This window comes from Gynuella sunshinyii YC6258, assembly GCF_000940805.1.
GTDB classification, from domain to species: Bacteria; Pseudomonadota; Gammaproteobacteria; order Pseudomonadales; family Natronospirillaceae; genus Gynuella; species Gynuella sunshinyii.
Window position 1 is genome coordinate 853524 of sequence record NZ_CP007142.1, and the last position, 19494, is coordinate 873017.

The window sequence follows — 19494 nt, forward strand, 5'->3', positions numbered from 1 at the left end:
TGTATTCACCCTTGGTTACTTATCTGCCAGGCCGGCTGCCGAAAATGGCGGAACCGACTCTGACCATGGTGGAGCCACATTCGATGGCAATATCCATATCACCGGACATGCCCAGTGACAGTTGATTGCATTCCGGGTATTTGGTTTGCAGCCCGGTTAACAGTGTATTCATCGCTCTAAATTGGCGGCGTAGTTCTGATTCTTCAAGGTCAATGGCCGGAACAGCCATAATCCCGCGTAGTTTAAGCCGGGGCATTTCCACGATCTGAGCCGCCAGTTGTTCCAACCCGGCAGGGGCAATGCCCTGTTTGTTGGGATCCTGACTGATGTTTAATTGCAGGATAATGTTCAGTGGAGGCAAATGTTCCGGGCGCTGGTCATTGAGCCGACGGGCGATTTTTTCCCGATCGACTGAATGTACCCAGGCAAAGTGTTCAGCAATTTGACGGGTTTTATTGGACTGGATCGGACCGATAAAATGCCATATTGCTGCCAATCCGGATAGCTGCTGGATCTTCTCCACAGCTTCCTGAATATAACTTTCACCCAAATGCCGGGCGCCGGCAGCGACAGCCTGTTCTATACTTGAAGCCGGGCAGGTCTTCGACACGGCAATGATCTCAATGTCTTCAGGCTTGCGGCCACAGGCTTCTGCGGTTCTGTGGACACGCGCGCGGATCTGCTCAAATCGCTGTGATATGGTACTCATAAATTTTGGTGCTATTCTCGTTGCCCGGTATATATGGGGACGATATTGTAACGATACATGGTGTTGCTTAACACATAGGTATCTTCAGTTCACAGCATATTTTCAGCCAATTTTCCGGCTGGCGTGCTTAGGCGACCGTTTAACATCCGACGAGGTTTTTCATGGATATCACTGAATTATTGGCTTTTAGTGCCAAACAAAACGCATCTGACTTGCATATTTCGGCGGGGTTGCCACCGATGATCAGGGTTGATGGCGACGTTCGTCGAATCAATCTGCCGGCCATGGGGCATAAAGAAGTGCATGCGTTGATTTATGACATCATGAATGACAAACAGCGTAAGGACTATGAGGAGTTTCTGGAAACTGACTTCTCGTTTGAAGTGCCGGGAGTCGCCCGTTTCCGGGTAAACGCATTTAATCAGAACCGTGGTGCAGGTGCGGTGTTCCGGACCATTCCATCTAAGGTTTTGACCATGGAAGACCTTGGCATGGGGCAGGTTTTTAAGGATGTCTGTCATAATCCGCGTGGCCTGGTGCTGGTGACCGGGCCAACCGGTTCTGGTAAATCCACCTCTCTGGCGGCGATGATCAACTATATCAATGAAAGCCGTTATGAGCACATTCTGACCATTGAAGATCCAATAGAATTTGTGCATGAATCCAAAAAATGTCTGGTGAATCAGCGGGAAGTACACCGCGATACCCACGGATTCAGTGAAGCTTTGCGTTCGGCACTGCGGGAAGACCCCGACATTATCCTGGTGGGGGAATTACGGGACCTGGAAACCATTCGTCTGGCGTTGACTGCGGCAGAAACCGGCCACCTGGTATTTGGTACTCTGCACACCACCTCGGCAGCCAAGACCATTGACCGGGTGATCGACGTTTTCCCGGCCGAGGAAAAATCCATGGTGCGGTCCATGTTGTCTGAATCCCTGCAGGCCGTTATCTCGCAAACTCTGTTGAAAAAGAACGGTGGTGGCCGGATTGCCGCCCATGAAATTATGATCGGTACTCCGGCGATTCGTAACCTGGTGCGTGAGGATAAGGTTGCGCAGATGTACTCGGCCATACAAACGGGGGCCAATGTCGGTATGCAGACTCTGGATCAGTGTCTGAAAGGCCTGCTGCAGCGTGGCATGATTACCCGCGAAATCGCACGCGAACGGGCCAAACAGCCTGAATCTTTTTAATAGGCTCAGAGAGCTTAAACACACAACGGAACAACGGTTATGGAATTCGATAAGTTACTGCGGCTGATGGTTGAAAAAGGCGCATCGGATCTGTTTATTACGGCTGGTGTGGCACCGAGTATGAAAATTCATGGTCAAGTGGTGCCGATTACCAAGAACCCTCTATCACCGGAAAAAACCCGTGAACTGGTGTTGTCGGTTATGACCGAACGGCAAAGAGAAAGTTTTATCGACACCAATGAGTGTAATTTTGCCATTTCCGCCCGGGGCATTGGTCGTTTCCGGGTGAGTGCATTCTTTCAACGTAACCTCACAGCCATGGTGCTGAGACGCATCGAGACCCGTATTCCGCGAACAGAAGAGCTGGGTCTGCCGGACGTATTGAAGCAGATGGCCATGACCAAGCGCGGGCTGGTGATTTTCGTCGGTGCGACCGGTACCGGTAAGTCCACTTCGCTGGCAGCCATGATTGGGCATCGTAACCGCAATTCCAAAGGTCATATTATTTCCATTGAGGATCCGATCGAATTTATCCATCAGCACGAAGGTTGTATCGTGACTCAGCGCGAGGTTGGTATCGACACAGAATCATTTGAAGTGGCTCTGAAAAATACTCTGCGGCAGGCGCCGGACGTCATTATGATCGGTGAGGTACGAACCAAGGAAACCATGGAGTATGCCATCACGTTTGCAGAAACCGGGCACTTGTGTCTGGCGACATTGCACGCCAACAACGCCAACCAGGCGCTGGACCGGATCATGCACTTTTTCCCGTCGGAACGGCAACGGCAGCTGTGGATGGACCTGTCATTGAACCTGCGTGGTATTGTGGCGCAGCAATTGATTCCGACCCCCGATGGAACCGGGCGCCGGGCGGTGGTCGAAGTACTGTTGAACTCGCCTTTGGTTCAGGACCATATTCGTAAAGGTGAGGTGCACCTGCTGAAGGATCTCATGGCTAAATCCAATGAACTGGGTATGCAGACCTTCGATCAGGCATTGTTCCACTTGTACACTCGTGGCGAGATTACTTATCAGGATGCTCTGGCACATGCTGACTCTGCCAATGATCTGCGTCTGATGATCAAGCTTGATCAGGAAACCGATTCCGATCACCTGGATGACAAATCCAGTCGTTTTACCATTCAGGATGGAGACAACTATTAATGTCTGAAATTTATGATGTTAACAAAATCCGGGCATATACTTTTTCATGTTGAGATGCTGATCTGATATCCGTGTTTTTGAGTCTTTCTGATTGATTTAAATAGCATTTTATTTAGGGATGCCGGTCATTTTCCTGACAGGCACCCTTCTCAACCGCTTTTCTTGAGCTGATTTTAAAAACCGTACGAGAGCTTTTTTACAATGAGCTGGGTTTCGCAAAACCCGCTTTTCTGAACACGTCTTTTGTAACAGAATTTTTCCGCACTATCACTTCATGATATATAAGTCAACAATTCTTGTTTATGAGTTTAATTTTCCGTTTATCAGGTAAAATACCGTCAAAAAATAAAAACCAAAAAGACCTTTTCTGAACCAAGTTTTTCACAACTACTTGTAACAGTTTGTTTGGTGAAGCTGTGCTGCCAACATATAACACTGGTGTATGGAGGAAGTTGCATGCCGAATCCGCTTACGTTGAAACGCATACTCCTTAATCGCATTGTATTTGCAGTTTTTATGGGGACGTTTTTATCCCCATGCTTCGTAGGATTAGTTGATGTCATTCGCTCGGCAAACGCGGAACAGATTTATTCCTCTCAGCAACAAAGCAGCAAAAAAATTGCGACGACTTTAGTGCCAATATCAAACGGAATGCAATTGGCTACCTGGTATCAGAGTGATGATAATGTGGTAACGGATCGTCGTATTACCCTTCGCCATCAGTCTGAAGGACCAGCTGTACAGACTTCCGGCCAGAAACAATCATTTATATGGCCTTTCGTTGTTACGGTGGTGATTTTGCTGATGTTAATTTTTTTATTCGGTTACTGTATATGGCGACTGAATATGTTGAGGAGGTCTCTCATGACAATGATTTATTTATGGGAGTAGGTTCGTTCCAACCCCCTTTTAAAAAACCACCTTGTCTGTTTCAGCGGTTTGCCTGCTGAGACGCTAAAAGATAAGGCTGGATAATTTCCAACAGAGCCTGAATGTGTGCAGGTGTGTCATTCAGGGCAGGAATATAATTAAAACTCTGACCACCGGCTTCAAGGAAATATTCCCGATTTTCCTGATCAATCTCTTCTATGGTTTCCAGACAGTCAGATGAAAATCCGGGGCAAAACACCTGAACAGATTTTATCCCGGATGATCCCAGCTGCATCATCGTTTTATCGGTGTAAGGTTGCAGCCATTCGGCTTTACCAAACCGGGATTGAAACGTTGTCATGATCTCGTTATCAGAAAGCTCCAGTGCCTGCTGGAGTAGCTGGCTGGTTTTCATACACTGATCATAGTATGGATCGCCTTTGTCCCGGTAGGATACCGGCGTGCCATGATAAGACAGGATCAGTTTTTCGGCCCGGCCATGCTCTTGCCAGTAATTTTGAATATGCGCTGACATGGTTTTTATGTAAGCGGGATGATCGTGGTAGTTATGAATAAATGTCAGATCCGGTACTGTACGGGAACGTTGCAGAAATTGGCCCAGGGTATCAAAGGTTGATCCGGATGTTGAGCCCGAATATTGCGGATAAAGCGGCAGCACGATGATATTACGAATGCCTTGTTGCATGAGGGCAGAGAGCCTGTCAGACATACTGGGGTTGCCGTAGCGCATGGCAAAATCCACCACGACCGGTTCCTCAAATTCTTTATTAACAAGTGCTTGTAATGCCGTTGCCTGATTGCGGGTATAGATCATCAGTGGCGAGCCTTGTTCAGTCCAAACCTCCCGATAGGCGGCCGCTGATTTACGGGGGCGGGTATTCAAAATAATACCGTTCAATATCAGCCACCATAACCAGCGTGGCGCTTCAACCACTCTGGGGTCAGATAAAAACTCCTTCAGATAGGTTTTCAGTGCCTTTGGGGTCGGGGCTTCGGGGGTGCCCAGATTGCAAATTAAGACGGCTGTGCCAGGTGCATCATCCGGTATAGTGGTAAAACCCTGATAGTTCATAAAAATCCTGACCGTTGATTAAATGTGATTGGGCGGACTGTCATATTGAGTCTGGACTACATGAATCCAAGTTAAAAAAAACATTGATGTTCATTAACTCAGCATCAGCCAGATACCCACGCCCGCCATTAGTGACCCGGCAATACGATTCATCAATTTAAGGTTTGAGGTGTTTTTGAGCAGTGCGCCCAGAGATTGACCGCCGCTGGAATAGATCATCAGACACATCCATTCCAGTATCAAAATCATCAGAATCAGAATGGGCAGTTGTGTCAGCAGAGGGTAATCCGGAGAAATAAATGGCGGCAATAATGCGACCAGGAAGGCCCAGCCTTTCGGATTGGCAACGGCCGTGATAAACCCCTGATACATTAACTCCCGGCGCCCCAATTTTTTATGAGGTGCATTTTGTTCCGTTAATGCCAGCTTGCCCTTGGAGCGCCAGAGTGAATAGCCAAGATAAATCAGATAGGTGCCGCCAATGATTTTCAGCACCACGAACAACATTGGAAAGCGCAGCATGATCGCAGCTACACCAACGGCAGCAGCAATCGCTACGGTGGCTACACCGGCCAGTTCTCCTACCATCATCCATAGGGTTCGGCGGACGCCGATCGTCATACCTAACGACATGGCCAGTGTCATACACATGCCCGGGGTGATGGACACAAAAAAGAATGTCGGTATGAATGCGGCCAGCAATGTCATGCTGATCATGATTGTTCTGCCATTGCCCAGGCTTCGTAACCGCCATCCAGTGAATAAACGTCCTGAAATCCCTGTTCGAGTAAAAAGCTGGCGGCGCTGATACTGCTGATCCCGTGGTAACAACAGACCACGACTGTTTGCTCACGAGGGGTTTGGGCCAGAAATTCAAACGCATTTTCGTTAGTCAGTTGAATGGCATCGGGAATGTGGCCTGCATTGAAAGACTGGTCGTCACGGATGTCGACCACCAGGCAGGACGATTGCAGGGCTTTTAATCCGGCCGGATCGATATGCTTTACCACAACAGGCTCCATTTTTATTTATTCAGGAAATAATGGATTCTATTGACTGTCAGCAGGAATGCAAAGTGTCGGAGCTGAGTCAGGGTATCCTGGAATAAAATTTTCATTTCGACTGAATCTGGTATATTCGCCGACCTTCACAAGCGAGGAAAAGGAAGAAAGTATGCGATTTTGGAACCCGGGCAGCTTGATGGTTGCTGCTATTTGTTTGTGTTCAGCGTGGGTTGGTGCCACGGAGCAGCACGCGCCAATGACGCGCTGGCAGAAAATAGATCTGCCGGATTATCGGATTGTATTTGAACCTGAGTTGCGTAGCGAGGCCGAACGCATTGCCTCTTACCTGGAGTTTTATGTTCCCAAGATGGAACAGTCCATGCCTGTGTCATTAAGGCCGAAACGCATTCCTATTCTGTTGTCCTCCAGTTCTCATGAAAGTAACGGCTATGTGGCGGTGTCGCCGTTCCGGTCGGTATTTTTTAATCAGCCGGCAGCATTTGCAGCAGAAGACTGGTTGAAAACACTGAGTATTCATGAGGTTCGTCATACCATTCAGGCGCTGCAGCCGCTGGATACTAATAGTGGTCGGATTTTGACGACCTGGTTTGGGGAGAGTGGCAGTGCGTTTTTAAATGTGCTGTTTTATCCGGCCTGGTTTTTGGAGGGGGATGCTGTACTGGAAGAGACTCTGCTGTCTAATGGTGGTCGTGGCAGGGTGGCATCCTTCGATCTCTGGCGTCGCACTCACGAGTTGAGTCAGCCGCGTTATGATTATTTCCGCGCGTTTCTGGGCACCGGTTATGACAGCTATCCATTCGCGAATCATTATGAACTCGGTTATTTTCTGACGACCTATCTGCGCAATACCTATGGTGACCGGATTCTGGATGACATTCTGGAGAGTACTGGAGAGTTTGGCCTGACCATCACTTTTGATGGTAATACCCGCAAACTGACCAAGGACTCGCTGCCAGAAACCTATGAGCATGCCATGAACGAGCTGCATCAGCGCTGGAAGGCTCAACAGCAGGCCATGACACTCACGGATATCGATCCGCTATGGGCACCCGGTCGCAAAGCCTGGCGCAGTTATTATCCGTTCGCCAGTTCCGGTGATACTACCTGGGCGATACGTCATGGGGTCATGGATGGCACCTGGTTGGTCGGTATCGAAAATGGCCGCGAAGTTCGAATCCGGCAAATACGCAACACGGTTGCCAGCAGTCTGCGCGGCACCGCCAAGCAACGTTCTATCAGCAAGGGTGATGACCAGGTTTGCTGGATCAACTATCACGCCGATGCGCGTTTCAATCTACAGTCCTGGGGGGATATCGATTGTTACTCGCTCCAACAAGACCGGTTACAGCATTTAACCCAACGGCAGAAGTACACGTCAGTTGCCGTCAGCCCGACAGACCGCTACTACGCTGCGGCTGAATTTACTGAAACCCGTGATGCCAGTATTCGGATATTGGATGCCAGTGGTGTGGTGGTGCAGCATTTTGCCTTACCAAAACATGCGTTTGCATTTGATCTGGCCTGGAGTGCGGATGAGCAGCAACTGGTGTTTGTGCAATTGGATGATGAGGGCTTTTCCATTCGGCAGCTGCAGTTGGCATCAGGACAGCAACGGATATTGATGGCCGCCAATCATGATCAGGTTCCCCGTTCACCAGTGTTTACCGATCAGGGAGTGGTGTATAGCAGTGATTACAGTGGAACGGATCAGCTGTGGCTGCTACCTGATACAGGACAGCCGCAGTTAATCGTTCAGCGCCCTTATGGGGCATATTTTCCCAATTGGAATGCCACACTGAAAAGCATCGTTTTTGCCGATTATCAGAGTCATGGGCAGGATATTGTGACAGTGCCTTTAGCGAATTTGTCCGGTATTGAAAAAGACCAGGTGTTGCCGGTAAGGACCGATTATTTTGCACCATTGCAGGCCCAGCGTAGTGATAATCCTCTGCTGGCAGACATCACTCCGCCGGAACCGCAGGATCATGATGTCAGTGCCTATTCCCGTTGGGGCAATCTGGTGAACATTAATAACTGGTCATTGCTGTTTTCCGGTCAGAGTGCTTCGGCGACAGTGAACAGCAACAATCTGTTAAATACCGTTGGGATGTCGGCATCGGCGGTGCAGGATTTCAAGCATCATGAAACCAGTGGTTCATTTTCTCTGGCCTATCGACGCTGGTATCCGGTTATCACGGCATCGGTGGCATCGGATTTCCATGTCCAGACTGACAAGCAGGATGTAGAACGGCAGTGGCGGCAGAATACCCGTAATGTCGGTGCCTACGTGCCGTGGTCGTGGCAGCAGGATTACCAGCAGTTGCAGGCTGTGGCTGGTGTGAATCTGAGTTTTTCGGATATTGATGGCATACCCGTGCGTGATGATATTGATAACCAGCCCTCGGGCGAACTGGTGCTGTGGAAATCTTATGTTGGCTTCAGCCAGCAACGGGAAGGGGCTCAGCGGGACTTCGAAAGTCGCCATGGCTGGGTAGCGGAACTGGGCTTCAATCAGTCTGTGGATGAGTGGTCAGATTTCGACAAGCAACAGTACTGGGGATCGGTGAAGCTTTATTTTCCAGGTTTCTGGCTGACACATTCGATCGTTGCCGAAGCGGAATATGAAGAACAACAGGGGGATGATGATTTTCTGCTACCCAATCAGTTTGAGCCGGCACGGGGTTTTCTCGATACCCTGACAAAGGACCAGGGCGGTCGGGTTGGCCTGGAATATGTTGCGCCGGTCGGGTCATTATCCTGGCGTCTGGGGCGGGTGTTGTACCTTAAGAGCTGGCAGCTCAGTATGTCTGCTGACTATGAAACCGCCGAGTATCAGGATGAGTTTGAGGATCGCTGGTCCACCGGTGTGAAGGTTGCCTTACCGAGCCACCTGTTCAGCAACCTGTCTCTTCAGGTTAATCCTTATGTAAGTACTTATCTGGTGGATGGCTACAAAATGCAGACCATCGTCGGCGTGGGAGTGAGTAACGAGTAGGTTTCATGAAGCTGACATCAAACATATCAATCGCCGTTTGATGTCAGCACGCTGTGCCGTTATTTCTTCAACCGGTAACACGGTTCATATTTGGAGCCGGGCAGTTTCATCCGGTGCTGTTCCACAAAGGCCTGCAGCAGCCGGTCAAGAGGCTCCATGATGCGGGGATCGCCATTGATCTCAAATGGTCCTTTTTCCTCGATGGTGCGAATTCCCTGTTCTTTCACATTGCCGGCGACAATGCCGGAAAATGCCCGTCTCAGGTTTGCAGCCAGTGTATGGACCGGTAATTTATGGCTCAGTTCGAGTTTGGCCATATTCTCATGGCTGGGTTCGAAGGGTTGTTGAAAAGCTTTGTCGATGGTCAGCAGCCAGTTAAAGTGAAAGGCATCCGCCATTTTGATTCGGAATTCCCGCACATCGTGCAGACCCTGGGCCATTTCGCGTGCCACCTGGGCAGGGTTGTCGATGATGATCTTATATTTCTGCTGAGCCTCGAACCCTAGCGTGGTATTGATAAACTCGTGCAGTTCCTGGAAATAATTTTCTGATTCTTTCGGACCGGTCAGAATCAGCGGGAATGGAATTGAGACGTTTTCCGGGTGCAGCAGAATACCCAGGATGTACAGCAATTCTTCGGCGGTGCCGGCACCTCCCGGAAAAATAACAATACCATGACCGACCCGGACAAAGGCCTCCAGGCGTTTTTCGATATCCGGCATGATGACCAGTTCATTGACGATCGGATTAGGCGCTTCGGCGGCGATGATGCCCGGTTCGGTAACACCGAGATAGCGGCCACCCTGAACGCGCTGCTTGGCATGGGCAATAATGGCGCCTTTCATCGGCCCTTTCATGGCACCGGGACCACAGCCGGTACAGATGTTCATGCCCCGCAGGCCGAGTTCATGACCGACGTTTTTGGTGTATTTGTATTCCCGGTTGTTGATTGAGTGACCACCCCAGCAAACTACCAGATTGGGTTCGCGGCCAGGTGCAAAGGCACGGGCATTACGCAGGAAGCGAAACACGTATTCAGTAATGTCTTTACCACTTTTGAGATTTTCGACGTGAGTGTCGATACCGCTTTGACTGTAGACGATGTCGCGCAGGGCACTAAACAGCATTTCCCGGGTTGAGGCAATCATGTCATCGTCGACGAAGGCTTCAGCCGGTGCATTTTTAACGATCAGTTTGATGCCGCGATCCTGCTGTTCAAGTTCGATGTCAAAGTTGGGATAAGCTTCCAGCAGGGTTTTGGCGTTGTCGACATCAGACCCGGTGTTCAGGATCGCCAGCGCGCATCGCCGAAACAGCTCATGCATGCCGTTCTGGCCAGTGGTTCTGACCTTGGCCACTTCCTGCTGGGACAATATTTCGAGACTTCCTCTGGGAGAAAGGGAAGCGCTTTTGACTGCTCTGGTCGTTTGACTCATGTTCTTTTCCTTACATTAATACCGGGTCCGGTCCTGCAATAGTGCAGCATAACCGGTTTGGAAATCCGGATAGCGAAACTGAAAGCCTGCCTGCTGCAGCCAGCTGCTGTGACAGCGTTTCCCCTTCGACATAGTCAGTTTAGCTGACTCCTGTGGATCGACATTAAGTTGCTGTTGCAGCCAGGTCAGAACCTCATTTTGACTGGCACCCTGACCATCGCAACCAAGTACAACTCCGGGATTCGCCTGACCGGACCGCCAACGGTTACATAAAAAGCTGATCAGCGCCACTGCATCTTCAACATGTATACGATTGCCAAAAGCCGTCTGTTCAGTCCGGCTCCCCTGGCTCGCCAGACGAATCATCCGGGTGCGCTCGGGACCGTAAATACCGGCCAGTCTGACGCTGCAATCCTGTTCTGCGAGCAATTGTTCTGTCTCTTTTAGAACTTCCCCCTGAGAATCTGCCGGCTCTGCCGGAGACTGCTCATCGACCCATTCGCCTTCGTTCTGACCATAGACCCGGGTTGAGGAAACAAACAGACAATGTTGGTGGGTAATGGTTGCCAGAGCCTGTTTGAGGCCATGGTAATAACTTTGCCGGTATCCGGTCACGCTGCGATCTGAGGCCGCGACACAGTAAACCATAATGTCGCAGGCATAATCGGCCAGCTGTTCAATGTCACTGGTGAGATCCAGGTATTTCATGTCGTAAGACCTGGGTATGTCATCCCGGCTGCGTTTGACGGCTAATACCGACAGATTGTTCTGTTGTGCCTCCTGGGCCAGCCGGGAGCCCAGATCACCTGCGCCAAGGATGATCAGAGAATAGTGTTTCGTCATATGCGGAGCCTTGTTCCGGGTCATGTTTGAGCTGTATGTATTTTCAGTCTTGCGCTACCGGTCCGTGCCTGAATCGGTATAATCGGACCAGCTTTAAATGCGAATTATTCCTTATGATGACATTGAATGAACTGAAATACCTCGTGGCTTTGTCGGAGCTGAAACACTTCGGCCAGGCCGCTGAGCAATGTTTTGTCAGTCAGCCAACGTTGAGCGTGGCCATTAAAAAGCTGGAAGAAAAGCTCAATGTGGCGTTGTTTGAGCGTCGTAACCAGCAGATTGATTTGACGCCTATTGGCATGCATATCGTGCAACGGGCCCGCAAGGTGCTCCAGGAGGTCAGCGATATTCAGGCCATCGCCCAGAACTCCCAGGATCCGCTGCAGGGTGAAATCCGCCTTGGTGCGATTTTCACGATTGCTCCTTATTTGTTGCCTGTCGTAATTCCTGAACTGCATCAACAGGCTCCAAAGATGCCTTTGTATATCGAAGAAAACTTTACCGCCAGTTTGCGCAAACAGCTGATCGCCGGTGAGATCGATGCGGCAGTGGTGGCGATGCCCTTTACCGGCACAGACCTGGTAACCCGGCCATTGTATGAAGAAGAGTTTGTGGTGTTGGCACCCTATAGTCATCCGGTCGCGCAAATGGCCAGTGTCTCACAGGAACAACTGGCGGATGAAACCCTGCTGTTGCTGGGTGAGGGTCATTGTGTCCGGGATCAGATCATGCAGTCCTGTCCGGCCATTCAACAGTCTACTGCGGAGAAGTCAGCACCGATGCGCTCCCTGACCTCCGGCAGTTCACTGGAGACTTTGAAATACATGGTGGCATCCGGCATGGGGTTGACCATACTGCCGAGCTCTGCAGCCAGACTTGGGCAATATAACCCCAATCTGATCAAAGTGGTGCCGTTCGCTGCCAATCCACCCACCCGCACCGTAGCGCTTTCCTGGCGGGCCACATATACCCGACCGAAAGCCATGGAGTTAATCGCCAGTGTCATTAAGCACAGCCACGACACTTAAACTGACCAACCTCAAGGGCGTCGGTGAAAAACTGGTTGAGAAGCTTAATAAAATCGGCGTTTTTCAACCACTGGATCTGTTGTTTCATCTGCCATACCGCTACCAGGACCGTACTCGTATCGCGCCAATCGGTGGGTTGCGCTTTGGCCAGGCGGTGGTAGTGGAGGCAGAGGTCCGCGCTGCTCAGGTGGTGTTTGGCAAGCGCCGGTCGCTGGTGGTGCGGGTACAGGATGGTACCGGTACGCTGACTCTACGATTCTTTCATTTCAGCGCTGCCCAGAAAAATCAGTTTGTCGCGGGTAACCGGGTTCGCTGTTACGGTGAGGTCCGTACTGGCAGTACCGGCTATGAAATGTACCACCCGGAATACAAACTGTTGAATACGGTCGCCGCAAGTCCGTTGGAAAACAGTCTGACGCCACTGTATCCGACCACAGAAGGATTGAACCAGACGCGCATACGATTGTTGGTGGATCAGGTGCTGCCACATGTCAGGCAGCTGCCGGACTACGTTCCGGAAGTGCTGCTGCAGAAGTTTCAGCTGCCGACATTGGCTCAGGCGGTTCAGGAACTCCATCATCCTTCCACCGATACCCGACTGGATCTGTTTGAACAGGGGCAGCATCCGGCTCAGCGACGGCTGGCGCTGGAGGAGTTACTGGCCCACAACCTCAGCCTCAAGCAGCTCAAACAGCAGGCACAGCTGGAACCGGCGGTGGCCATGCCGTTGCAGGGACATCATGTGGAGGCATTGAAAGCCCGGCTACCGTTTCAGCTGACGGGCGCACAGCTGCGGGTGTTTACTGAACTCAGCGCTGACATGTGTCGCAGGGTGCCCATGATGCGGCTGGTTCAGGGAGATGTCGGTTCAGGCAAAACCATGGTGGCGGTGCTGGCAGCATTGCAGGCGGTGGAAAACGGTTTTCAGTGTGCGTTGATGGTGCCCACGGAAATTCTGGCGGAGCAGCATTTCAATAACATCCGTCAGCTGGTGAATCCGTTGGGACTCGGTGTGGCATGGCTGGTTGGCAAACACAACAAAAAAATCCGCGAACAACAGCTGGCGGAAGTTGCTGATGGCCGCGCCGCGATTGTTGTTGGTACTCATGCGCTGTTTCAGGAATCAGTGCATTTTCATCGTTTGGGGTTGATTATCATCGACGAGCAGCATCGGTTTGGGGTTCATCAGCGGCTGGCGTTACGGGAAAAAGGCCAGAGCAGTGGCCAGATTCCTCATCAGCTGATTATGACTGCCACACCGATTCCCAGAACTCTGACCATGAGTGCCTACGCTGATCTGGATTGTTCCATCATCGATGAACTGCCACCGGGTCGTAAACCGGTGGTGACCACGACCATCAGTGATCAGCGTCGGGCTGATGTTATTGCCAGGGTGGCCAGTGCCTGTCAGTCAGGCCGGCAGGTTTATTGGGTGTGTACGCTGATTGAGGAGTCTGAAGAGTTACAATGCCAGGCCGCCGAAGACACTGCTGCGGATCTGGCTCTGGCATTGCCGCAGTTGCGGATCGGTCTGGTGCATGGCCGCATGAAGGCAGCACAAAAGGCCGAAGTGATGGAGCGTTTCAAAAGTGGGGAGTTACATCTGCTGGTGGCCACCACGGTGATCGAGGTCGGAGTGGATGTGCCCAATGCCTCGGTGATGATCATCGAAAACCCTGAACGTCTCGGGTTGGCTCAGTTGCATCAATTACGCGGGCGCGTTGGTCGGGGGGATCAGGAGAGTTTTTGTGTGTTGGTGTATGGAGCTTCTTTGTCACAGCAGGGCAAGGAGCGTCTGCAGGTGATGAAGGAAACCAATGATGGTTTCAAAATCGCAGAAAAAGACCTGGAATTGCGTGGACCAGGAGAAGTGCTGGGAACCAGACAGACCGGACTCATGCAATTTAAAGTGGCAGATCTGCAACGTGACGCAGGAATGCTGGATGATGTACAGTGGCTGGCAGAACAACTTCTTACATATTATCCGGAAAATGTAGAACCGGTTATCAAACGATGGATTCCCGATGGTGAGAAATACGGCAAAGTCTGACGAACGTTCTACACTGAAGGAAGATCGCAAAACATCGGGTACCCTCTATGTCTGATTTACCTATTTTGGTTCAGCAGTACTTATCCAATCATCATCTTTCTCATCATATTTTATCTACGCCGACATTTGAGTTACCGGTGACTGTGGAAGTAACACTACTGGAGGATGAGAGTGGACGGGTACAGCTGTTTTCATCATCCAACTGTTTGCTGGAAAAACACCGGCTGAAAGCCGTCACCGGTCGTGATCTGAAAGCCGTCAGCCTGCTGGAACAGCAGAAGCTCAAGCATAAACTCGGCTTGTCGAATTTTCCGGCGCTCGATGGTTTGTTGCCTTACGAAACCTGGATAGATAAAAGCGTTTTTCTGAGTGATCCGGTTTATATCCGGGCGGGTAATGAAGAAAAGCTGATCAGTCTCGAAGATGTCAAAAAGTTATATTTGAGCGAACAGGTGAGAGAAGTCGATCTGTGCCGGAGAATCCCAGTGAGTGAGATCGAATATCACATGGGAGTCGAGCAGGATCAGAATGAGATCCACAGTGCTATTCGTAACCTGACGTCGCTGCGCATTAAAAAGCGGATTGAGGAAACCCTTGATATTCCGCCATTGTCAGCAACCGCAGAAGCCATTATCCGGCTCAGAGTCGATCCCGATGCTGATGTGAACAAGCTGGCGGGCATAGTTGAGCGCGATCCTCCGTTGGCAGCTCAGGTGGTCAGTTGGGCGAGTTCATCCTATTATGCCGCGCCGGGCTCCATCAGATCGGTCCAGGATGCCATTATCCGGGTGTTGGGATACGACCTGGTCATGAACCTGGCGCTCGGGTTGTCCCTCGGCAAAATCCTTAATCTGCCCAAACATGAAGCGGAGGGTAGCTCGCCCTATTGGAAGCAGGCTGTATATATGGCCGCTACGGTGGTGAAGCTTAAAGATCTGATTCCGCCGGCGCTGCGACCAGGGTTTGGACTGACCTATCTGAGCGGATTATTGCATAACTTCGGTTATCTGGTTCTGGCACATTCATTTCCTCCCCATTTTGATCAGATCATTCAACACTTGGAGCTGAATCCGCATTTGAATCCCATGCATGTGGAACGTCATATTCTGGGGATTTCCCGTGAACAGATTGCGGCCGCCTTACTAAAGTCCTGGAATCTGCCGGAAGAGGTGTGTGTCGGGATTCGTTATCTGCAAGAGCCTGATTATGCCGGGGTTTATAGTGATTATGCTCACTTGAATTATCTGGCGTTAAGGTTGCTTAGAAAGTACCGTCTGCTGTCAGGGCCGGATGAACAGATTGATACATCCATTTTTAAAAACCTGTACATGAACGCTGATGAAATACCCTCTGTAATGGAAGAAATCGTTGCTTCGAGAGAGGAGCTGGACGCCATCAGCCAAAGTCTGAGCGATCCGGTATGAGCGTATGTATCCACTCATGAATGCCAATAAAAATAATATGAACTAAGTGCTTTGGTGACATATTTCAGACTTTTCACAAAAAACGGAATATTAGAGTTTTTTTTATTTGAAAATATTATAAAACAAGTGGCTTTGAACGGTGCTTTTGCCATACGGACCGAAATATCTGGTCTATAAATATATCTCCACAATTTTGTAAATATGTGTTGTTTTTTATAGGGGTTTGTAACGACACATATGAGTGATGTTTTAATTCTGGAGATGGAAAAATGTCGAATACATCCAGCAGTTCACTTCATCAGATTGATATCAATCAGCTTCAGGATGAAGACTATAATCAGGCAAGAAGTGTGACATCAAGAAGTCGTGTTCGTGACGCTGTAGCTGCCGACGTGGAAGCTTTTTTGAAAAACGGCGGCTCTGTCACAGAGGTACCTAAAGGATTGCGCGCCGACCCGCCTAAAAAACCAAGTAATGCCTATGGCTCCCGGCCCATCTGACGAGACACCGGAGGCCCATGTCGGGCTTCCGGCTTGATAATATTTAGTGGTTAAGGATCTGTGACAGGAATAACTGGGTCCGTTCGTTTTGAGGATTATCAAAGAACTCTTCAGGTTTGTTTTCCTCAATGATCTCGCCACCGTCCATAAAGATGACCCGGTCAGCGACTTTTCGGGCAAAGCCCATCTCGTGTGTTACGCACAGCATGGTCATTCCATCCTTGGCCAGAGAGGTCATAACGTCGAGAACCTCAGCAATCATTTCCGGATCCAATGCACTGGTCGGCTCGTCAAACAGCATGATTTCCGGCTGCATGCACAGCGAGCGGGCGATTGCCACGCGCTGTTGCTGGCCGCCGGAAAGCTGGCCGGGAAATTTTTTCGCCTGATTGGAAATCTTAACCCGTTCCAGATAATGCATGGCCAGCTCTTCAGCTTCTTTTTTGGATGTTTTACGCACCCAGATTGGAGCCAGGGTCAGGTTATCGAGAATGCTCAAGTGCGGAAACAGGTTAAAGTGCTGAAAGCACATACCCACTTCGCGACGGACTTCTTCAATGTTTTTAACATCGTTGGTCAGTTCCGTGTTCTTGATTATGATGCGGCCCTGCTGGTGTTCTTCCAGACGGTTGATACACCGGATCATAGTTGATTTCCCTGAGCCCGAAGGACCACAAACGACAATCCGTTCGCCTTTTTTTACTTCCAGGTTTATGTTCTTCAGTACGTGAAACTCTCCGTACCACTTATGCATGTTTTGAATACGGATAACAATGGCATCCGACAGGAACTGGTTCTGTATATTACTCATGGTAGAGAATTCCTTAACGTTTATGACCGGTATTCAACAGCCTTTCGAGGCGTTGTGAGTAGCGGCTCATACCGAAACAAAATACGAAATAACCGAAGGCAGCGAACACATATCCCTCGATCGTAAAGGCCAGCCACTCTGGATTAGTGGATGCTGATTGTGCCATCCCCAGCAGATCGAACAGGCCAATAATCAATACCAGGGTGGTATCTTTAAACAGCCCGATAAACGTATTGACGATGCCGGGGATTACCAGCTTAAGGGCTTGTGGCAGTATCACCAGCAACATGCTTTTCCAGAAATTGAGACCAAGCGCGGCAGCGGCTTCGTACTGGCCTTTGGGAATAGCCTGCAGACCACCACGTATCACTTCAGCCATGTAGGCTGATGAGAACAGTGCCACTCCGATCAGTGCGCGAATCAGTTTATCTGGATTCAGGTCATCCGGGACAAATAACGGGAACATGACTGAGGCCATGAATAATACCGTAATCAACGGAATGCCACGCCAGAACTCGATGAAGGCCACGCATATCGCGCGAATGATCGGCATGGTGGAACGACGTCCCAATGCCAGCAAAATACCGATAGGCAAAGAGGCTACAATACCGGTTACGGCGATGACGAGTGTCAGAAACAATCCACCCCACAATGGCGTTTCGATAACTTCCAATCCCATGCCACCGTAAAACAGGAAATAACACAGGATCGGATATACAAGCAGCAGAAACCCTACAATAAATGCTTTTACTTTGCCCGGGACAACGCTGAAGAACAGTGGAATGGCGCTGGCAATGCAAAGCACGTAGGCCAGTTCTATCCGCCAGATCTGATCACCTGGAAAGCGACCGAACATCAGTTGCTGGAACCAGACTTTGATGAATACCCAGCAAGCCCCTTCACGACTGCATGCGTCCGCCGAGTTGCCGGACCAGTCCGCAGAAATAATGGCCCAATCGAGGAATGGTGGAATGGTGATATAAAGCAGCAGTAAAGCCAGTAACGTTAATATGCTATTGGCCACACCGTTAAATAAATTGTGCTTGATCCAGGCAACCGGCCCAATCAGATTTTTAGGTGGTGGCAAATTAGGATGTTGACCGGGTTGATAAGTTTGATTCGTCATCTATCGCTCCACCAGTGCCATACGGGCGTTGTACCAGTTCATCAGTGTCGAAATCAGCAGACTCAGTCCCAAATAAACTGACAATGTCATGGCCATGATTTCCACAGCCTGACCGGTTTGGTTCAGAGTCGTACCGGCAAATACCGCGACCAGGTCAGGATATGCAATTGCAGCCGCCAATGAGGAATTCTTGGTCAGATTCAGATATTGGCTGGTCAGCGGCGGAATAATCACTCTCAAGGCCTGCGGAATAATAATCAGGCGGGTGGTCAGATTTGGCCGCAGTCCGAGTGCGTAAGCCGCTTCCGTTTGTCCTTTATTCACCGCCATGATGCCTGAACGGACAATCTCGGCGATAAAAGAAGATGTGTAGATCGATAAGGCAAACAGTAGGGAACAGAATTCGGGGGTGAGAACCATTCCTCCTTTAAAGTTAAAGCCTTTAAGTTCCGGGAAATCCCAGCTCATCGGGAAACCGGTAATAATGGCCGCCAGTAGTGGCATGCCGATGATAATACCCAGAGATGTCAATAATACCGGGAACTGTTCACCGGTTTTTTCCTGTCTTTTCTTGGCCCAGCGACGCATGAAAAATATGCCGATGATCGCTACGATCAATGCTGCCCATATCAGCCCAAAGCCGGATTCGAAAATTGGCTTTGGCATATAAAGACCACGGTTTGATAGAAAAATGCTATCAAACCAGTCGATGGCTGCTTTTGGTTTTGGCAGTGGCCGAAGCACTGCGAAATACCAGAAAAACAGTTGCAGTAGTAATGGAATGTTACGCAGGGTGTCAACGTAGATCATGGCGATTTTGGCGACTATCCAGTTAGAGGACAACCTCGCCACCCCCATGATAAAGCCCAGTACCGTAGCCAGCATGATACCCAGAAAGGATACCAGCAGGGTGTTCATTAATCCTACCCAGAAAACTCTTCCATAACTTGAGCTTTCATCGTATTCAATCAGGGTCTCTGAGATGGAAAACCCGGAACTCGTGGAAAGAAAATCAAAACCTGATGCAATACCTCTGGCTGCAAGGTTCATCATGGTATTGTTTATCAGCGTGTATATCACATACAGAACAAGACTCAGCACGAGAACCTGAAAAAACATGGCTGTGACGTTCGGGTCACGCCAGGCTGGCGGCTTTGCCGGTCTGCTCGAATCGATTTGAGCGCTCAAAAAACCATCTCCTAGTTTTTTAAATCTGTGCTG

The 19494-nt window shown here is 50.0% G+C and carries 17 protein-coding genes; 8 read left to right on the top strand and 9 right to left on the bottom strand.

The window, feature by feature from the left end; translation table 11 throughout:
• Positions 1-19 precede the first annotated feature (19 nt).
• Entirely contained in the window at positions 20-709 is a 690-nt protein-coding gene (locus tag YC6258_RS03790; RefSeq protein WP_044615868.1) for a YggS family pyridoxal phosphate-dependent enzyme, read from the bottom strand.
• 161 nt (positions 710-870) lie between these two features.
• Here YC6258_RS03790 and YC6258_RS03795 point away from each other — a divergent pair, with 161 nt between their 5' ends.
• From YC6258_RS03795 to YC6258_RS03805, 3 genes are all read left to right on the top strand, one after another.
• Positions 871-1905, top strand: coding sequence for a type IV pilus twitching motility protein PilT (locus YC6258_RS03795; protein WP_044615869.1), 1035 nt, complete (start codon positions 871-873; stop codon positions 1903-1905).
• Between the two features lie 39 nt (positions 1906-1944).
• Positions 1945-3072 (top strand): PilT/PilU family type 4a pilus ATPase, encoded by a 1128-nt coding sequence (locus YC6258_RS03800; RefSeq protein ID WP_044615870.1) that lies wholly within the window; start codon positions 1945-1947, stop codon positions 3070-3072.
• Positions 3073-3528: 456 nt separating this feature from the next.
• A complete protein-coding gene (locus YC6258_RS03805; protein ID WP_044615871.1) occupies positions 3529-3963 on the top strand; it encodes a hypothetical protein in 435 nt (144 codons plus the stop codon).
• Positions 3964-4003: 40 nt separating this feature from the next.
• On the opposite strand, the gene hemH is transcribed toward YC6258_RS03805, so the two are convergent.
• The 3 genes from hemH to glpE all read right to left on the bottom strand — a co-directional run bounded on the left by hemH (position 4004) and on the right by glpE (position 6045).
• Positions 4004-5035 (bottom strand): ferrochelatase, encoded by a 1032-nt coding sequence (hemH, locus tag YC6258_RS03810; RefSeq protein WP_044615872.1) that lies wholly within the window; start codon positions 5033-5035, stop codon positions 4004-4006.
• 93 nt (positions 5036-5128) lie between these two features.
• Complete coding sequence (locus tag YC6258_RS03815; RefSeq protein ID WP_082070547.1) at positions 5129-5752, bottom strand: LysE family translocator; 624 nt, start codon at positions 5750-5752, stop codon at positions 5129-5131.
• Positions 5749-6045 (bottom strand): thiosulfate sulfurtransferase GlpE, encoded by a 297-nt coding sequence (gene glpE / locus YC6258_RS03820; RefSeq protein ID WP_044619702.1) that lies wholly within the window; start codon positions 6043-6045, stop codon positions 5749-5751. The genes YC6258_RS03815 and glpE overlap by 4 nt, the downstream gene beginning before the upstream one ends.
• 163 nt (positions 6046-6208) lie before the next feature.
• Here glpE and YC6258_RS03825 point away from each other — a divergent pair, with 163 nt between their 5' ends.
• Positions 6209-9055, top strand: a complete 2847-nt coding sequence (locus YC6258_RS03825; protein WP_144407553.1) for a TolB family protein — start codon at positions 6209-6211, stop codon at positions 9053-9055.
• 59 nt (positions 9056-9114) lie between these two features.
• On the opposite strand, the gene ppnN is transcribed toward YC6258_RS03825, so the two are convergent.
• A complete protein-coding gene (gene ppnN, locus YC6258_RS03830) occupies positions 9115-10491 on the bottom strand; it encodes a nucleotide 5'-monophosphate nucleosidase PpnN (RefSeq protein ID WP_044615874.1) in 1377 nt (458 codons plus the stop codon).
• A gap of 15 nt (positions 10492-10506) precedes the next feature.
• The gene (locus tag YC6258_RS03835) at positions 10507-11334 is read right to left on the bottom strand and encodes an NAD-dependent epimerase/dehydratase family protein (protein ID WP_044615875.1); all 828 of its coding nucleotides are present in this window, start codon (positions 11332-11334) and stop codon (positions 10507-10509) included.
• Between the two features lie 113 nt (positions 11335-11447).
• Here YC6258_RS03835 and YC6258_RS03840 point away from each other — a divergent pair, with 113 nt between their 5' ends.
• From YC6258_RS03840 to YC6258_RS03855, 4 genes are all read left to right on the top strand, one after another.
• On the top strand, positions 11448-12362 hold the full coding sequence (locus YC6258_RS03840) for a hydrogen peroxide-inducible genes activator (RefSeq protein ID WP_342670634.1): 915 nt from the start codon (positions 11448-11450) through the stop codon (positions 12360-12362).
• Positions 12334-14412 (top strand): ATP-dependent DNA helicase RecG, encoded by a 2079-nt coding sequence (gene recG / locus YC6258_RS03845; RefSeq protein ID WP_044615876.1) that lies wholly within the window; start codon positions 12334-12336, stop codon positions 14410-14412. The genes YC6258_RS03840 and recG overlap by 29 nt, the downstream gene beginning before the upstream one ends.
• A gap of 47 nt (positions 14413-14459) precedes the next feature.
• On the top strand, positions 14460-15836 hold the full coding sequence (locus YC6258_RS03850) for an HDOD domain-containing protein (RefSeq protein WP_044615877.1): 1377 nt from the start codon (positions 14460-14462) through the stop codon (positions 15834-15836).
• A gap of 269 nt (positions 15837-16105) precedes the next feature.
• Positions 16106-16336, top strand: coding sequence for a hypothetical protein (locus tag YC6258_RS03855; RefSeq protein WP_044615878.1), 231 nt, complete (start codon positions 16106-16108; stop codon positions 16334-16336).
• Between the two features lie 43 nt (positions 16337-16379).
• On the opposite strand, the gene YC6258_RS03860 is transcribed toward YC6258_RS03855, so the two are convergent.
• The 3 genes from YC6258_RS03860 to YC6258_RS03870 are packed head-to-tail and all read right to left on the bottom strand — an operon-like array spanning position 16380 to position 19461.
• Positions 16380-17147, bottom strand: coding sequence for an amino acid ABC transporter ATP-binding protein (locus YC6258_RS03860; protein ID WP_044615879.1), 768 nt, complete (start codon positions 17145-17147; stop codon positions 16380-16382).
• 13 nt (positions 17148-17160) lie between these two features.
• Entirely contained in the window at positions 17161-18273 is a 1113-nt protein-coding gene (locus YC6258_RS03865; protein WP_044615880.1) for an amino acid ABC transporter permease, read from the bottom strand.
• Positions 18274-19461 (bottom strand): amino acid ABC transporter permease, encoded by a 1188-nt coding sequence (locus YC6258_RS03870; RefSeq protein ID WP_044615881.1) that lies wholly within the window; start codon positions 19459-19461, stop codon positions 18274-18276.
• Positions 19462-19494: the final 33 nt, after the last annotated feature.

Bases quoted from the DNA above. Each gene is read 5' to 3' on its own strand.
- YC6258_RS03790 (WP_044615868.1), bottom strand. From the start codon at position 709: ATGAGTACCATATCACAGCGATTTGAGCAGATCCGCGCGCGTGTCCAC.
- YC6258_RS03795 (WP_044615869.1), top strand. From the start codon at position 871: ATGGATATCACTGAATTATTGGCTTTTAGTGCCAAACAAAACGCATCT.
- YC6258_RS03800 (WP_044615870.1), top strand. From the start codon at position 1,945: ATGGAATTCGATAAGTTACTGCGGCTGATGGTTGAAAAAGGCGCATCG.
- YC6258_RS03805 (WP_044615871.1), top strand. From the start codon at position 3,529: ATGCCGAATCCGCTTACGTTGAAACGCATACTCCTTAATCGCATTGTA.
- hemH (WP_044615872.1), bottom strand. From the start codon at position 5,035: ATGAACTATCAGGGTTTTACCACTATACCGGATGATGCACCTGGCACA.
- YC6258_RS03815 (WP_082070547.1), bottom strand. From the start codon at position 5,752: ATGATCAGCATGACATTGCTGGCCGCATTCATACCGACATTCTTTTTT.
- YC6258_RS03825 (WP_144407553.1), top strand. From the start codon at position 6,209: ATGCGATTTTGGAACCCGGGCAGCTTGATGGTTGCTGCTATTTGTTTG.
- ppnN (WP_044615874.1), bottom strand. From the start codon at position 10,491: ATGAGTCAAACGACCAGAGCAGTCAAAAGCGCTTCCCTTTCTCCCAGA.
- YC6258_RS03835 (WP_044615875.1), bottom strand. From the start codon at position 11,334: ATGACGAAACACTATTCTCTGATCATCCTTGGCGCAGGTGATCTGGGC.
- YC6258_RS03840 (WP_342670634.1), top strand. From the start codon at position 11,448: ATGATGACATTGAATGAACTGAAATACCTCGTGGCTTTGTCGGAGCTG.
- YC6258_RS03850 (WP_044615877.1), top strand. From the start codon at position 14,460: ATGTCTGATTTACCTATTTTGGTTCAGCAGTACTTATCCAATCATCAT.
- YC6258_RS03855 (WP_044615878.1), top strand. From the start codon at position 16,106: ATGTCGAATACATCCAGCAGTTCACTTCATCAGATTGATATCAATCAG.
- YC6258_RS03860 (WP_044615879.1), bottom strand. From the start codon at position 17,147: ATGAGTAATATACAGAACCAGTTCCTGTCGGATGCCATTGTTATCCGT.
- YC6258_RS03865 (WP_044615880.1), bottom strand. From the start codon at position 18,273: ATGACGAATCAAACTTATCAACCCGGTCAACATCCTAATTTGCCACCA.